The 14,321-nt window shown below is 60.6% G+C and carries 13 protein-coding genes; 10 read left to right on the forward strand and 3 right to left on the reverse strand.

What is annotated here, in order from left to right; translation table 11 throughout:
• The 3 genes from CAPSK01_RS13165 to CAPSK01_RS13175 all read right to left on the reverse strand — a co-directional run.
• The coding region (locus CAPSK01_RS13165) for a serine/threonine-protein kinase (protein WP_273703653.1) at positions 1-1,155 on the reverse strand (1,155 nt) is incomplete at its 3' end.
• Positions 1,156-1,361: 206 nt separating this feature from the next.
• Positions 1,362-4,391: a caspase family protein gene (locus tag CAPSK01_RS13170; RefSeq protein ID WP_273703654.1), complete on the reverse strand. Its 3,030-nt coding sequence runs from the start codon at positions 4,389-4,391 to the stop codon at positions 1,362-1,364.
• Between the two features lie 71 nt (positions 4,392-4,462).
• The gene (locus tag CAPSK01_RS13175) at positions 4,463-5,662 is read right to left on the reverse strand and encodes an OmpA family protein (protein WP_034927360.1); all 1,200 of its coding nucleotides are present in this window, start codon (positions 5,660-5,662) and stop codon (positions 4,463-4,465) included.
• A gap of 365 nt (positions 5,663-6,027) precedes the next feature.
• Between CAPSK01_RS13175 and flgB the strand changes: the two genes are divergently transcribed.
• The 10 genes from flgB to CAPSK01_RS13225 all read left to right on the forward strand — a co-directional run.
• Entirely contained in the window at positions 6,028-6,429 is a 402-nt protein-coding gene (flgB, locus tag CAPSK01_RS13180; protein ID WP_034927362.1) for a flagellar basal body rod protein FlgB, read from the forward strand.
• Between the two features lie 101 nt (positions 6,430-6,530).
• A complete protein-coding gene (gene flgC, locus CAPSK01_RS13185; RefSeq protein ID WP_034927364.1) occupies positions 6,531-6,935 on the forward strand; it encodes a flagellar basal body rod protein FlgC in 405 nt (134 codons plus the stop codon).
• Positions 6,936-6,964: 29 nt separating this feature from the next.
• Positions 6,965-7,651 (forward strand): flagellar hook assembly protein FlgD, encoded by a 687-nt coding sequence (locus CAPSK01_RS13190; RefSeq protein ID WP_034927369.1) that lies wholly within the window; start codon positions 6,965-6,967, stop codon positions 7,649-7,651.
• Between the two features lie 15 nt (positions 7,652-7,666).
• Positions 7,667-8,941 (forward strand): flagellar hook protein FlgE, encoded by a 1,275-nt coding sequence (gene flgE, locus CAPSK01_RS13195; RefSeq protein WP_034927372.1) that lies wholly within the window; start codon positions 7,667-7,669, stop codon positions 8,939-8,941.
• 152 nt (positions 8,942-9,093) lie between these two features.
• Positions 9,094-9,843 carry a flagellar basal-body rod protein FlgF gene (gene flgF, locus CAPSK01_RS13200; RefSeq protein WP_034927375.1) on the forward strand — a complete coding sequence of 250 codons (750 nt, stop codon included), beginning with the start codon at positions 9,094-9,096 and terminating at the stop codon, positions 9,841-9,843.
• A gap of 11 nt (positions 9,844-9,854) precedes the next feature.
• Positions 9,855-10,637: a flagellar basal-body rod protein FlgG gene (gene flgG, locus CAPSK01_RS13205; protein ID WP_034927379.1), complete on the forward strand. Its 783-nt coding sequence runs from the start codon at positions 9,855-9,857 to the stop codon at positions 10,635-10,637.
• Positions 10,638-10,668: 31 nt separating this feature from the next.
• Positions 10,669-11,334: a flagellar basal body L-ring protein FlgH gene (locus CAPSK01_RS13210; protein WP_273703655.1), complete on the forward strand. Its 666-nt coding sequence runs from the start codon at positions 10,669-10,671 to the stop codon at positions 11,332-11,334.
• A 12-nt stretch (positions 11,335-11,346) separates the two neighbouring features.
• Positions 11,347-12,480, forward strand: a complete 1,134-nt coding sequence (locus tag CAPSK01_RS13215) for a flagellar basal body P-ring protein FlgI (RefSeq protein ID WP_273703656.1) — start codon at positions 11,347-11,349, stop codon at positions 12,478-12,480.
• Between the two features lie 41 nt (positions 12,481-12,521).
• Positions 12,522-13,469, forward strand: a complete 948-nt coding sequence (flgJ, locus tag CAPSK01_RS13220; protein ID WP_034927385.1) for a flagellar assembly peptidoglycan hydrolase FlgJ — start codon at positions 12,522-12,524, stop codon at positions 13,467-13,469.
• 131 nt (positions 13,470-13,600) lie between these two features.
• The coding region (locus tag CAPSK01_RS13225; protein WP_273703657.1) for a hypothetical protein at positions 13,601-14,321 on the forward strand (721 nt) is incomplete at its 3' end.

Raw genomic sequence — 14,321 nt, forward strand, 5'->3', positions numbered from 1 at the left:
AGTGGGTGGCGGCCGGAGTGCGTAATACGCCCCACCCGCAGCAACCGCCACAAGTGTGCCGCCAACCCCAGCCAATAACATGGCCTTGCTCCGTTTCTTTTCCACCGGCGCCTGGCTGACCGTGGTCGTTGCAGCCTGTTGCTCGGTCACAGGCAGCGCGGTCACCTCCGGCGTGCCCGGCATCTCCGTCCCTGCCAGCAGGGCACGAAACTCGGCGACGCTATGCGGACGATCTTCAGGTCTGACCGCCAGCGCCCGATCCATGGCCTGCAGGAAGGTCTTGCTGTAGCGTCCAGCTGCAGCCTGCGTGAGCGGGACCATGGTGTCGTTGATTGACCGGGCAACCGATGCCATGGGTGGCCTGCGGGTGATTGCGTTATAGACCACGGCTGCCAGGGCATAGAGGTCGGTCCATGCGCCCTGTTTGACATGGGGGTCTTCCGCATACTGCTCCAGAGGTGCATAACCTGGCTTGAGAATGACCGTCAGTGCCTGCGTCCTGTCGCCGATGACCCGCCGAGCCGCACCAAAATCGAGCAATAGTGGGCGTCCGTCGGCGAGCAACAGAATGTTGTCTGGCGCAATGTCGCGGTGAAAGCAGTTTTCCTGGTGAATGACCTCCAGCGCGTCGAGCAGGGGGTCGATCAAGCCCCTCAGCCATTCCTCTGAAGGCGGCTCAGGCATTTTCTGCAGGGCCTGCCTGAGGGTAATGCCCTCGTAGAACGGCATCACCATGTAGGCCGTGCCGTTCGCCTCCCAGAAGCGATATACCTTCACCAGCGAGCGATGATCGAACTGGGCAAGCATCCGTGCTTCATTGACGAAACTGCGCAGACCAATGGCAAAAGTCTCGGCCAGGCGCGCTGATTTGACGGCGACGGTCAGACCCTCGACTCTCTCTGCCAGCGAGGATGGCATGTACTCCTTCAGAGCGACGTAGCGCCCGAGCGAGAGATCGTGGGCGAGGTATACGATTCCGAAACCGCCAATGCCGACCAGGTTGATGAGTTCGAATTCCCCGATGTGCGTGCCCAACGGTAGCGCATTGCTGCTGACGCTAGCTTCGGCGGCAGCCGAAGCTGCAGCCGCCGGAGACGAGGGGGCCGCGGGTTGGCGTACGACCCAAGTCCGTTCGTACTCTTCTGGTTCCGACATCGAGTTCCCTGTAGTCAATACGGCGAAGACAATCCTCGCATTCTGCCGCAGTTTGCCTTTTCGGCAAAGCCGAAGTGATCAGGCATGTGCGGCGAACGCCTTGTGTACCCGCGGATTGCACAAGATGAACAGGTTTTGCCATGGGGTGCCTTGCCCAGGGACGGCAGCTCGCAGTCTATTCGTGAGTCGCTGACACGACTTTCACATTAACGCTGGCCGAGGACGAGAGGAAAGTCGGGTACGCCGCTGGGGACGATGGTCACCGGCGACTGCGCGCCCTCGGTCAGAGACTTGACACGTTCCGAGACGTAGAGGTCGAGCATCTTGTGCGTGATGCGGCCGGACTTGTTGTAATCGGCTTTCCCGCGCAATCCCTCGAGGATGGCCTTGGTGAAAGCACCGTTGCCCCAGTCGGGTGATTCCTGGGCATATTGGCGTCCGGTTGCCGCAGCAAACACGATGACCCCGTTATCGGCACTCGACAACTCATTGATGACGGCGGTGGTGTCGAGGCGAAGCGAGCGCGCGCCCGTGCCGAGAACATTGCCCGCATGGCAGGTGTCGATGAAGAACATCGCCTTGCCGGGCAAGGAAACAAGCGTGTTGCGAATCTCGCTGAAGATCACGCCGGTGCGTTTCAGGGCCTTGACGTTGACATCCTGTGGCAGGAAGTAATAGGTGCCGTCAGCATCATTGACGCCATGCCCGGCAATGAAGACCATTCCCACGTCCCGCGCAGTCAGTTCCCGGCGAATCCACTCCAGTCCGTCGAGGACATCGTCCCGTTTGGCGGCATGGTCGGTGAGCAGACGAACCGAGACCTTACGGTACAGACCGCCTTCCTGGGCCCTGAAGAAATTTGACAAATCGGTCGAGTCCTTGGCAGCGAACTCGAGCTGAATCGAAGGATCCTGGTATTTGCTGATGCCGATCGCGAGGACGTACAGTGCGGGTCGCAGGTCCACTCCGCCGGTGGCCGGCGCGGATGCAGGAGCGGGCATACCCATACCATTCGCCGCAGCGGCGGCTTCCTTGGCAGTCACTGGGGGTTTCTTGAGCGTCAAGGTCGCTTCGGGCGAGACGCCATGCTTGTTCTCGGCGAACAGCAGGATCTGGGCTTCGAGTCCCGACAGGGAAAGCGGCACTTCATAGATGCTCTCGTTGGCATCAGCGCGCGAACTGCGCAGGGCAGACAGCGCCGGCAGGGCAACGGGCTGGCCGTTAATCCGCGCGCGAAGTTTGGTTGGCGGGGCATCGGCCGGTGCGCGAATGGCGACCTGGAGCTTGATGTCGCTACCGGCGGGCCAGTTGCTTGCGTCAGGTGAAACGATACGCACGGTCGGCGGCAGCCGTTCGCGGATTGCCTGGCCGCCGGGCGGGGCCGCTGCGCTGGCCGGGAGCGCCGCCAGCGCAGCGTCCGTACTGCCCTTGCTGATGACTTCGCTGATCAGTTCGGGCCGATAGTACTCGGTACGAAAGCGCGATACCGGATAAAAATCCGCGGCCTGTGCCGAACCGCGATCGACCTGCCAGCCGACCAGATTCTCACCGCCCGGGCTGGCAGCGAAATAGCCTCCCGGGGTCCACATGACCCAACGGCGTCCGTCAGCTTGTGGGAAGAAGACGAGTTGCTCATTGCCGTCGTGTTGCCGGTACCAGCGTAACGTGCCATCGCTGAACGCGGCGACCACCCAGCGGCCGTCATCACTGGTGTTCACCTGCCACGGTGTCGCGGGCGCAGCAGTCTTCCACAAGGCGCGGCCGTTGCGGTCGTAGAGGCGGATTTGGAAGTTGGTGGCGATGGCAATGCGGTTGCCGTCACGAGAGACGCTCGCTGCCAGCGACCACTCGTTGGCGTCCAGGCCGAGGCCTTTGCCATTGATGGACGGTTGTTGCCGCTCAAACCAGTTGTCGACCATGGTCTTGCCGGCTGAGGTCCGCGGTGCCTGCCAATCCCTGGCGGCTTTTGCCCAGGCCAGTTGACGGGTGTCGAAGGCATCTCCGGTGTCACCGGGCCGTGCGTCCTGAAAGGCGAGCGCACTGCCATCCGCAGCCAGGCGAAAGCGGCTGCGCTGGTTGCGAAAGTCCAGCAAGCTGCTGCCGATGGTGAACTGCGATTGTCCGTTGGCGGCAAGCATCCCCCACGCGGGATCGGCGGTCGCGTACAGTAAACTGCCATCAGGGGTGGCGTGCAGCGCAGTGATCGTGTTACGCGCCACCGGAATGACGGAGGGTTCGCTCTGGCCAGCATCAGGCCAGACCAGAATCGCAAACCGTCCCTTGTCGTTGACCCAACTGCCGGCCGCGTAAACGCGTTTGCCATCCGTCGACCAGGCGACAACGCTGAGGCTGCGCGCGAGACTGCCCTTGGCAGGCGACAGCACCTTGCGCATTTTCAGGGTCTTCGCGTCGAGCAGGGCGACGCTTCCCTGGTCCGAAGTGCCGACGGCCACGGTCTGCCCATCGGGTGAAAAAGCCAGGCCAAAAGGCACGCCCGTTCCGGGTGTGCTGCGCGAAAGCAGCCTGAGGCCTTTCGGTGTCGCTTCGTAAGCGCGGACGAAGCCATCGGCACTACTGACCACGACTGTCTTGTCATCAGGTGACCAGACACTCGCATTCACCTCATCCGAGAAGTCCGGGTCACCCTGCAGTTCGCGCGCGCTGCTCCAGGACTCGGTGCCCTGGAAGACGCGTACTCCCTGTCTGCCCCACAGACCGGCGACGAGCATTCGGCCGTCGCGAGAGAAAGACAGATGCGTGACGACATCAGGCAGTCCGGTGATGCGGTGGATGATCTGGCCATCGCTGCGGCGGACCAGGTAAACGTCATTGCTTGCGGACCAGCCGGCTGTGGCAAAAACTGCACCGTCCGGGGCCATCGCCACCGCATACAGCTTACCATCGTTGCCGGGTCCGGACGGTGGTCTGAAAACCGACAGTGGCGAACCACTGGCAGCGTCCCAAACGCGCGCGGTTTTGTCCTCGGATGCCGTGACGGCATAGCGGCCATCACGATCCATGCTTGCCGCGCGAATCGGGGCGACATGGGTCCCGGTTTCAATGCGCAGGCTGGGCATCGTCCCCATGACCTGTGCGGTCGCCCCGGCGGCTGGCGGAAATCCGCCCAGCAGTGCGCAGAAGAGTGCCCAGGTGAATTGTCGAAGAGTTGCCCTGATGCCGAGCACGGTGGTCGGAATCGGTGATGGGTTAATGTGAAAGTCGCGTATGCGACTCACGAACCTCCCCTCCCCCCCCCTCGCGGGGGAGGGGTTGGGGGAGAGGGAAACGGTCATGACTTTCATGACCGTTAGCAGGAAACTTTCTTGAACTCGATGCGCTGATCAAGAGCATCCGATTCGTTGCCTTTGCCGGTACCGACGATTGCGCGCTGCGAACCATACCCCTTGGCCATCGACCGCTTCGCCAGGGCCGGGTTGGCCGCCACCAGCTTCTGCCGGACGAACTCGGCGCGCTGCAGTGAAAGGCGTTCGTCCATCTGCTCCGAGGTGCCCCGCCGGGTGTGTCCGGCGACCTCGATGCAGGACGACTGTCGCAGCGACTGTTTGGCGATCTCCGACAACCACAGCGAATAGGGCTGCTGTTCCTGGCTGAAGGCGGTTGCTCCAGGCTTGAAATCGAAACGCACGGCGAGCCGGTCGCTTGCCAGGCCCATTTGAACCAACTGCCCGAAGGCCTGCATGGCAGGCTTCGTACGCCCCAGTTTCTGATTGTCGAGGTAAATCCCGGCATAAACGCGCGCCTGGTTGCCGGCCGGATTCGTCAGGACCGACTGGTAGAGGGCCAGCGAGTCCTTGTATTTCTTTGCCTGATAGGCCTTGGTTGCTTCGCTGATCGTCGATGCGGCCAGCACGGCGTCGATGTAGGCGGGATTGATCGGGTCGCCGGCTTTCGTTCCCTGGCAGGTCTTTACGTATCCGTCGACAGCCGTATCCTTGGCCCAGACCGGCATCTCGCGGAAGAAAGGCAAGGGCGTCGGATCGAATCCTTCGGGCAGCGAGCGTGCCAGACCCTTGCTGATGATCTTGCCGGTCTTCAGATCGGCAAGCGCGAAGCAGATGCGGTAGGCATCGCGCTCGCCGTCAGACTTGCCCTGCAGGTTGATGGGTGTGAATGTGCCGATCATCAGCAAGGGAAGCGTGGCGACGGTTTCGTTGTTGAAGGGTTTGACGTCGACCTGCTGATAGTTTTCCTTCACCAATTGAACGACCGACTGTTCCATTGCCACCGTCGCCTCGGTCTGCATGCCGCTGTTACCGTCTACCAGTGGATCAACCACCATGCTGTATTTCTGATCCTTGGCCAGATTGGCGTTGGCCAGCAAGTCCTGCGCAGCCTTGCGCACCGCCTGTTCATAGGGAAGGGCAACCACCTGCGACGCGGGTCCGGGCGCTGCCACGGTTGGCTTTTCCTCCGTGCTGCTGCAAGCGGTGGCAAGTACGCCGACAGCAAGACAAGCGCTAACGAGAAAGCGGGGTCGAAATGGCATGAGTAATCTCCCTGTTGTTGTTCACGGCGATTGGACAAACGATGGCCTAAGCGAGTTCATTGGCAAGGAGAACCGAGGCTGGATTCCCGCAAACCCTTGCAACCGGGGAGACCTCGTCATGTCGTTCGCCGCCCTACTGCTACTGCCATCGCGAGCGGCCTGCCTCAGCGAATCCAGAAAGTCCATGCCTGCTTCCTTGGAAGATAGGAGCAATTTGTGGTCAGCGGCAATATTTGCCGGAAAGCCGGCAAACACCGGTACCGCAAAGGTGCAGTCCGAAGTCGAAGCCATTGCCTGCGCCCGGATCGCAGGATTGGCATCATTATTGCTTGAACTCTGCTCGTCAACCTTCAGAGGAGACCATTTTGGCTAGCAAGCTTGACAGCACGCTTTTCGCGGGGCACCAGGCGCTAACGCTGCGTGTCCATCGGCAGCAGGTGCTGGCGGGGAATATCGCCAACGCCGATACACCGCATTACCAGGCCAGGGACTTTGATTTTGCTGCAGCGCTGAAGAACGCGCTGGCTGGCCACGGCGAAGGCAATCTCAATCTGGCCACGACCTCTGAACGTCATCTTCAGGGCAGTGCGGACTCTGGCCCGGTGCGCCTGATGTATCGCCAGACCAGCCAGGCGAGTGCCGATGGGAATACGGTTGATATGGATGTCGAGCGAGCGCAATTTGCTGAAAACACCATTTACTACGAGGCCGGCATGAGTTTTCTCAGTGGCAAGGTCAAGACCCTGCTCGCGGCTCTGCAGCCCTAACGGTCACGGCTGTTGTAGACACCTTCGATCATGAACGCATTCGTTTCCCTCTCTCCCGGACCTTCGCATGCTTGCGGGACGCGACTTTCACATTAATTGCCATGAGCCTGTTCAATACCTTTGCTGTGGCCGGCAGTGCAGTGACCGCACAGGCGATACGCCTGAACGCGGTCGCCAGCAACCTGGCGAATGTGGATAGCGTGATTGGTTCGGACGGCAAGCCTTATCGGGCCAAACAGGTGGTGTTTGCCGCAACACCGATGGGCAACCCTGCGGCACAAGGGGTTCGGGTTACACAGGTGGTTGAGGACAACAGTCCGGGGCGTATGGTTTATGACCCACGCAATCCTGCCGCTGACGAAAAAGGCTACGTCGCGATGCCCAATGTGAATGTGGTTGAAGAAATGACCAACATGATTTCGGCGTCGCGCGCCTACCAGAACAACGTCGAGGTGATGAACACCACCAAGCAGTTGCTGCTCAAGACACTGACGCTTGGTCAGTAGCCATCGAATGGGAGATACCGGAGAAACTCATGAACACCGTGCAATCAGCAGTCAATTCAAGCAGCGACATTTTTGCGGCGATCAATGCCCAGGCAAAGGGCGGCGTGACCGATACGGGTTCAAGCAGCGAGGATGTCCAGAACCGCTTTCTCAAGCTGCTGGTGACTCAACTGAAGAATCAGGACCCGCTCAACCCGCTCGACAACGCTGCGGTGACCACGCAGATCTCGCAGATCAGCACGGTGACCGGTATCGAAAATCTGAACGCGACGATGCAGACCCTGTTGAGCAACTTCAACGACAGCCAGTCGATGCAGGCAGCGGCTCTGATTGGCAAGCGCGTTCTCGTTCCTGGTTCCCGGCTTGCTCTGGGCGACGGCGGAGCTGGTGGCGGTGCCAATCTTGCGGGCCCCGCCGACAAGGTGACGCTGACCATCCTCGATGCCGCCGGTAAGGTGGTGCAAAGTCGGAATCTGGGTGCGCGCGATGCCGGCAGCTTCGGCTTTACCTGGGATGGCAAGACCGATTCCGGAACGACCGCACCGCCAGGCAACTACAGTTTCACGATCACTGCCGTGCGCGGCAGAGAAACAGTGGCCGCAGAAGCGATGCAGTTGGGCACGGTTTCTGCTTTGGTCAGAGACAAGGGCGCCTTCCAGCTTGAACTCGCCGGGCTGGGCAGAGTGGATTTCAACAAGGTACAGCAGATTTTCTAGGAGCAGGGGTCAACCATGAGTTTTCAACAGGGTTTGAGTGGTCTGAATGCGGCGGCCGCGTCGCTGAATGTGATCGGCAACAACGTTGCCAACGTCGCCACCGTTGGCTTCAAGAGGGCAGATGCGCACTTCGCGGATCTCTACGCGGCTTCACTGGGTCTCGGGTCCGGTTCGCAGATCGGTATCGGGGTCACGGTGTCGGCAATCCAGCAACAGTTCACCCAGGGTAATCTGACGACCACCAACAATCCCCTGGACCTGGCACTCAATGGTCCCGGCTATTTTCGCATGAGTCATGAAGGGGCAATCACCTATACACGCAACGGCCAGTTTCACCTCGACAAGGAAGGTTACGTCATCAACGACAAGAACCTCCGTCTGACCGGCTATCCGGTTGCTGAGAATGGTGACATTTCCCCGACCAACCCGGTCGAGATACAGTTGTCTGCCAGCCAGATTCCGCCGCGGGCAACCAGCGATCCGTTGGCTGGAGACATCAGCGCGGCAATCAATCTCGACGCACTTGATCCGATTCCGTTGGTGACCACCTTCGATCCTGCCAATACGCAATCGTACAATTTCTCGACCGCCCTGAATGTTTTCGACACCCTCGGGGTGATGCACAACCTGAGCACGTACTACGTTCGTACTGCGACTCCCGGGACATGGGATATCTATGCGACCCTTGATGGGGTGCTGTCTGCGGACGCTGCTCCGGGGGGTCGGAGTCTGGTATTCGATACCACGGGGGTACTGACGAGCGTGGTGCCAGCACCGGCTGCAGGAGACCCCGTGTTCTCCATTCCGATGCCGGAATGGGATCTGACGGACGGTGCCACCACGCCTTGGTCGCCGGGAAGTATCGATTACACCGACACTACCCAGTTCGGCAATGATTCGACCGTCGATCGTCTGATACAGGGAGGATATGCCGCGGGCAGTCTGGTGGGCGTGGGCGTCTCGAGAGACGGAATCCTGCAGGGTCGCTACAGCAACAGTCAGTCGCGCAACCTTGGACAGGTCGTGCTTGCCAATTTCAGCGACCCCAATGGCCTGCTGAATCTGGGCAACAATGAATGGAGTGAGACTTCGACCTCAGGCCCGCCGCTGCTCGGCGCGCCGGGGACAGGAACACGCGCCGTGATCCAGTCGGCGACGGTGGAAGACTCGAACGTCGACCTCACCAAGGAGTTGGTCGACATGATTTCAGCACAGCGCAACTATCAGGCCAATGCACAAACCATCAAGACCCAGGATCAGGTCATGCAGACCCTGGTGAACCTGCGCTAACGGCGATGACTTTTTCAGGCACCCTCGATCATGAAAGTCATGACCGTTTCCCTCTTCCCCGGCCCCTCTCTCGCGAGTGGGGAGGGGCGATTCATGAGTTGCTGACGCGACTTTCACATTAAGCTCAACAGCGAAAGAACGCGACGAAAACCATGGATCGTCTGATCTACACCGCAATGAGTGGCGCCAAACAGGCTTTCCTGCAGCAGGCCGGCGTTGCGCAGAATCTGGCCAACGTTGCCACGGTCGGTTACCGGGCCATGGAGCACCGTTTCCGCGCTGCACAGGTCCTTGGCGCGGGCGCGCCGACGCGGGCATTCGCAGTCGATGCTTCGCTGGCCAATGTCTTTGAACAGGGGCCGTTGACGGTCACCGGGCGACCGCTCGACGTCGCGGTCAACGGCGCTGGCTGGATTGCCGTGCAGGGGGCCGATGGTCGCGAGGCGTATACGCGTGCCGGCAATCTCAGAACCGATGCCAACGGCGTGCTGCTGACCAGCTCCGGCTTCAACGTGCTCGGCGAGGGCGGGCCGATCTCGCTGCCGCCGGACAACAACATCACGATTGCTCCGGATGGCACGGTATCGAGCATCCCGCGACTCGGTGCGGGAGCGATCAATAACGCCAGCGTAGTCGGCCGCATCAAGCTGGTCAACCCGCCGGAGAACGATCTGGTGCGCGGTGATGACGGACTCTTTCGCATCCGCAACGGCGACGAGGCGCTTGCCGACGAGAACGTCAAGCTCGTCCCGGAAGCGCTTGAGGGCAGCAACGTCAACTCGGTGGACGCGATGGTGCGGATGATCAGTCTGGCGCGCCAGTTCGAAATGCAGATCAAGATGTTGCAGACGGCGGACAGCAACGCGCGTGCAGCTACCCAGATTCTCACGATCAATGCCTGACAGGAATACCGATGATCCGCTCGCTATGGACCGCCAGTACCGGCCTCAATGCCCAACAGGTGCAAATCGACATCATTGCCAACAACCTGGCAAACGTCAGCACCAACGGTTTCAAGCAGGCACGTGGCATTTTCGCTGATCTCCTCTATCAGACCCTTCGTCAGCCGGGAGCCCAGTCGTCACAGACTACCCAGATTCCTGATGGTCTGCAGATCGGTCTCGGAACGACCCCGGTGTCCACGGGTCGCATCTTCACGCAGGGTTCGCTCCAGCAAACCGGCAACAGCCTCGATCTGGCGATCGACGGTGCCGGCTTCTTTCAGGTTCTGCTGCCCGATGGCACGACTGCCTATACGCGCGATGGTTCGTTCCAGAAAGACAATCAGGGGCAGATCGTGACGGCCAATGGCTATCCCTTGCAGCCCGCGATCACGATTCCGCAGAATGCCTTGACGATCACCATCGGGACCGATGGCGTGGTCAGCATCACGCAGCCGAATTCGCCAGCAACGGTACAGATCGGAACCATTCAGGTGGCAACTTTCATCAACAACGGGGGTTTGCAGAGCGTCGGCGAAAATCTCTACCTGGAGACCGCATCGAGTGGTACGCCGACACCGAATACGCCAGGAACCAATGGTTCCGGGGTCGTTCTGCAGAACTTCGTCGAGGCGTCAAATGTGAACGTGGCGCAGGAACTGGTGATGATGATCCAGACGCAACGGGCCTACGAACTCAATTCCAAGGTGGTGTCGACTTCGGACGCGATGCTGGCGCGTCTGACCCAGTTGTAGCAGGATGCACAGGATGGGTAAGGCATGGCTCTTGGCGAGACCTCTGCTGGCGCTGACCGGACTGCTGCTGGGGGCATGTACGACGGTGCCGCCAACCAACGTCCATCAACCGATGAGCGCACGCCCCGCGCAGCGGCCCGACGCACTCGCTGCCAGCCTCGCGGCGACTGGCAGCATTTACCAGGCCGGAACATCGCGAACCCTGTTCGAAGACCGGCGCGCTCGTTATGTCGGCGATACGATCACGGTGACGATTACCGAGAACACTTCGGCCGCGACCAAGTCGAACAGCAGTCTTTCCAAGACTGGCAGCATCAGCGCCTCGTCAGGACCAAACGTCAATCTGCCCGGCAAGTCGCTGATTGAACTCAAAGGCAGTAGCAGCAACACTGCTGCCGGCAAGGGGGAGGCTGCCGCCAACAATGTGTTTACAGGTACCATCACGGTCACGGTCATCGAAGTGCTGGCAAACGGCAACCTGCTTGTCTCCGGCGAGAAGCAGGTGGCGATTGGTCATGGGCAGGAGTACATCCGCCTGTCAGGGATCATCAACCCTTATTTCGTGAATGCTGCCAACACCATTGCATCGTCGCAGATTGCGGATGCACGCATCGAATACAAGGAAAGCGGCGGGATCAGTGAAGCTCAGGTCATGGGCTGGCTGGCGCGCTTCTTCCTGACCTTCATGCCTTTCTGAGGAAAACCGCTGATGGCACCGATCATGGACAGGCAAGTCGGCAGGGGTCTGTGGCGCACAGTCATTCTGGTCGCCCTGGCGGGCTTGTTGAGCGCTCCGGTCGCAGCCGAGCGGATCAAGGATCTGGCATCGGTACAGGGCGTGCGCAACAATCAGTTGATTGGCTATGGTCTGGTCGTGGGACTGGATGGGAGTGGTGACCAGACGACACAGACCCCCTTTACCACGCAAAGCATCATCAACATGCTGGCGCAACTCGGGACAACCTTGCCGACAACGCAATCGCTGCAGCTCAAGAACGTCGCAGCAGTGATGGTGACCGCCAATCTGCCTCCCTTTGCAAGGGTCGGGCAGCAGATCGACATCACCGTATCGTCGATGGGCAACGCCAAGAGTCTGCGCGGCGGAACGTTGCTGATGACGCCGCTGAAAGGGGCAGACGGTCAGATCTATGCACAGGCACAAGGCAATTTGCTGGTGGCCGGTGCGGGAGCCGCAGCAGCCGGCAGCAAGGTGGTGGTCAATCATCTGCTTGCCGGGCGGGTGGTGGGTGGCGCCACCGTCGAACGTGAGGTGCCGACGGCACTCGGGCAGGGCCCATTCGTTCATTACGAAATGGCAACGACCGACTTCGGCACCACCCAGCGGGTGGTCGAGGTCATCAACCGCGAGATTGGCCCGGGTACGGCGCAGGCGGTGGACGGCCGCCTGATTCGCGTGCTCGCCCCCGAGGAAGCGAATAGCCGGGTGGCTTTCCTGGGACGAGTCGAGGCCCTTGAAGTGCGGCCGACCCAAACCGTTGCCAGGGTGATCATTAACCCCCGGACCGGTTCGGTGGTCATGAACCAGAAGGTGACCATCGATTCCTGCGCGGTGGCACATGGTAATCTGTCGGTGATCATCAATAGCGAACAGAAAGTCAGTCAGCCCAACGCGCTGGCTGGCGGGCAGACAGTGACCACGACGCAGAGTGAGATCGAGATCAAACAGGGAGGTGGTTCGTTGATCCAGCTGAAGGCAGGCGTCAGTCTCGCCGAGGTGGTCAAGGCAATCAATGCGCTGGGCGCCGGCCCGCAGGATCTGTTGTCCATCCTGCAGTCGATGAAAGCTGCGGGCGCGCTGCGCGCCGACCTCGAAATCATCTGAACCCATATGTCGAGCAGACCACCAAGGGGAGCCTTGCACGGATGAATTCCGCCAATCTCGGGGTCAATCGTCTGGCGATCGATCCGGCTCTGGGCGGCGATCTGCGCGCCAGACTCAAGGCGGATCCGCAAGCCGGCGTGCGGCAGGCCGCGCGACAGTTCGAAGGCATGCTGCTGCACCTGATGTTGAAAAGCATGCGCGATGCAAATGCCGCCGGCGGTTTGCTGGATAGCGATCAGAGCCGTTTTTTCACGGCCATTGGCGACCAGCAAATGGCGCAGGATCTCGCTTCGCAAGCACCGCTCGGTTTCGCCGCAATGATCGAAAAGCAATTGGCGAGGCAGATGACTCCCAGCACAGCGGTCCCGGCAACCTCGCCCCTCGACCTGCTGCAACAGTCGCTGTCTGCGCAGATCAACGCGAGTACGGCGACCATCCGGTCCGTGGCCGGTGCCCAGCGCAGCACTGCCGCGTCCCCCGCGATGAAGAGCGGCGCGGTGAGCACGGCCGGCACGTCACCCGATGCGCGAGCCTTTGTCGATCGCGTTTGGCCACAGGCTGTCGAGGCGGCCGCACTGACCGGCGTGCCCGCGCATTTTCTTGTCGCACAGTCGGCACTCGAGAGTGGCTGGGGCAAACGTGAGATCAAGGCCGCCGATGGTTCGCCAAGCTTCAATCTGTTCGGGATCAAGGCCGGACGGAACTGGTCGGGGCCAACAGTCGAAGTGCAGACCACCGAGTTCGTCAAAGGGGAAGCCCAATCGGTACGCGCCAGGTTCCGCGTCTATGGTTCGTATGCCGAGGCCTTTCGCGACTATGCAAAAGTTCTGAGCAGCAATCCCCGCTTTGCGGGGGTCATTGGGCAGCAGGATGGCGTGCAGTTTGCACGTTCCTTGCAGCAGGCGGGTTACGCCACTGACCCGATGTACGCCGACAAACTGGCTCGCATCATCAATGGGGCAACGCTGCGACAGGCGCTAAGCGCTTAAGAGAGTGTTGATTAATTTGCCCGGAGTCGGTAAAAGTGGTGAGTGGTGAGCGTCTCAAGGGCAAGATCGGGGTTATGCCGCAGCCGGCACGTATCGAACTGCTGACCTGGCTGAAGTCTTGCTACTGACTCATGAGCGCAAACCACCCACTCGATGCGGAGTTGCGTGATCTCTGGAGCCGCCGACGCGATCTTGATGAAGCCGGCTGGACACGACTGTACGAGATCTCCGTAGCCGTCCTGATGAACTACAAGCCGCGTGAACTGGCTGGGCTGCCTGAAGATCGCGAGGTCTACATTCTGGAATTCTTCCAGGACAAGGTCTTTCGCCTGGACTCGCTGAGTCGCTGCGATCATGTCGGAGCCTTGCGACTCTACTATCAGCGCTACTTGCGGGACCTGATCCGCAGTAGACAGGTGAGAACGAGTCATGAAGTCCCCGACGAACATGATCTGGAACGTGAGTCTCCGCCGTCGCTCGACGAGGCCCTTGATGTTGCGGCCGGTCGCCTGGACATCTTTGCAGAGCTGGCGGAAGCGGGCTTGGCGCCGGCCGAAGTGGCAGTGTCAGCAAGCGCCTGGCTGGCCGCCAGCGAAGAATGGGTCCGCCTCTTTGTCGCGCTCTCGAACTGCCCTGACGCCGCACGTTCCGAACCCCTGGTACACCTCGCCCGGCGCAAGAGCATCAGGTCACAGGCCTACAAAGCCGAGAAGCTCGGTTTCAATTGGCGTGGCGGCGACGTCGATGGATTTACCGGGACCCTGCTTGGCCGTTGGATCGTCGACTCGCTTGGCATTGAGCTCATCCCTGACGGATCTTCCCCCAGCCAGCAAGCGCAGTTATGCTGTAACT

This window comes from Candidatus Accumulibacter vicinus (assembly GCF_000584955.1).
In the GTDB taxonomy this organism is placed as follows: Bacteria; Pseudomonadota; Gammaproteobacteria; order Burkholderiales; family Rhodocyclaceae; genus Accumulibacter; species Accumulibacter vicinus.